Here is a 1,842-nt window from a genome sequence, read left to right as displayed (position 1 = left end):
TTTGTTGCAAAGTACACTTCCACCCGCGAAGCTTAACTTCCGAGGCAGGAGAAATACAATGAATCTCAGCTCCGTCAGGACTTCAAGGATCATTTCGTCCCCGCGCTCGGCTGGGATGTGAACAACAACAAGGGACATGCGGAAGCATATCGGGAAGTGCTTCATGAGGAACCGGTCCGGATCCGGGGTACGACGAAATATTTCGACTACACGTTCCGGATCGGGGGCGTCCGGAAGTTCATTGTCGAGACCAAGAAGCCGTCCGTCCATATCCATGACGATTCGGATGCCGCTCTCCAGCTCCGCAGGTACGCGTGGAACGCAAAACTCCCGCTTTCAATCCTGACGAACTTTGAGGAGTGGGCGATCTATGACTGCACGATCAAGCCGGAGAATGGCGACACTGCTGCAAAGGGACGGATCGAGTATTTCACGTACAAGGATATTCCGGCCAAGTGGGACTACCTTGTCTCGGTCTTCTCGCAGGAATGTATCCTGAAAGGATCGTTCGACCGGTACGCTGCATCGCAGAAAGGGAAGAAGGGGACGGCTGCGGTTGATGACGATATCCTTTCCGAGATCGAGTCGTGGCGGGACGCCCTTGCAAAGAACATCGCGATCCGGAACGAGAACCTCTCGGTTGCCGAGCTGAACACCGTTGTCCAGCGAACCATCGACCGGCTCCTTTTCTTACGGATCTGCGAGGACCGAGGTATCGAAGAGTACACTACGCTCCACAAACTTCTCGAAGGCGAGCATGTGTACGCCCGGCTCTGCGAGATGTTCCGGAACGCTGACGCGAAGTACAACTCCGGCCTCTTCCATTTCGATGACGAGCCGGGCAGGAACGAGATGCCGGATAACCTCTCGCTCTCTGTTTCTGTTGACGACAAGGTCCTGAAAGGGATCATCAAACGGCTCTACTATCCCGAGACCCCGTACCTCTTCTCGGTCATCCCGCCGGCAATCCTTGGCCACGTGTACGAACAATTTCTCGGCAAGGTGATCCGGCTCACGGACGGCCACCAGGCAAAGGTGGAGTTCAAGCCGGAAGTGAAGAAGGCGGGCGGTGTTTTCTACACCCCGCAGTATATCGTGGAATACATTGTTGCGCACACGGTGGGAGAACTCGTCAAGGACAAGACACCCCGCGATGTGGCGAAGCTCCGCGTCCTCGATCCGGCGTGCGGCTCCGGTTCGTTTCTCATTGGGGCGTTCCAGTTCCTCCTTGACTGGCACCGCGACTGGTACATCGCAAACCTTGTGCCGGTCTTCATCGACAAGAAGTCCGTGACCGACCCGGCTGTCCTCGCCCTCCTGCCCGAGCCTACCCCCCGGGGCAAAAAGAACCTGATGCAGGTCGAGCTCCCGATCTACAAGGCCGGTACGACCGGCGATGCAACACGTTCGCGGAGCGACTGGCGCCTGACCACGGCCGAGAAGAAACGCATTCTCTTAAATACCATTTACGGTGTGGACATCGACCAGGCCGCAGTCGAAGTGACGAAACTCTCGCTGCTGTTAAAAGTGCTTGAAGAAGAGAACGAGGAGAATATTGATAAGCAGCTGAAACTGTTCGCGGAGCGGGCGCTCCCCTCGCTGCACGAGAACGTCAAGTGCGGGAACTCGTTGATTGGGACGGACATCATCACGCCCGAAATGCCCGCAGAGGAAGTGAAGCGGATCAACCCGTTCGATTGGGACCGGGAGTTTGCCGATGTGATGAAGGCCGGCGGGGTCGATGCGGTGATCGGGAACCCGCCGGATGTGAGACAAGAATCCTTGAAAGAGCAGAATAAATATTTCGAAAAAAAATAGTCTGTGTAACGAGGAAAGGGGGAA

Annotated in this window: 1 protein-coding gene and 1 pseudogene; both read left to right on the top strand. The window is 56.0% G+C overall.

What is annotated here, in order from left to right; translation table 11 throughout:
- Nucleotides 1-66: 66 nt before the first annotated feature.
- Nucleotides 67-378: pseudogene (locus CW742_RS15520) on the top strand (type I restriction endonuclease); the annotation flags it as partial.
- A gap of 402 nt (nt 379-780) precedes the next feature.
- Nucleotides 781-1,818, top strand: coding sequence for an Eco57I restriction-modification methylase domain-containing protein (locus tag CW742_RS15515; protein WP_394339471.1), 1,038 nt, complete (start codon nt 781-783; stop codon nt 1,816-1,818).
- The last annotated feature ends 24 nt before the right edge of the window (nt 1,819-1,842 follow it).

Origin of the sequence: Methanoregula sp. (genome assembly GCF_002835825.1) — an archaeon.
Lineage (GTDB): Archaea > Halobacteriota > Methanomicrobia > Methanomicrobiales > Methanospirillaceae > Methanoregula.
This window is presented reverse-complemented; position numbering and strand designations above follow the sequence as displayed.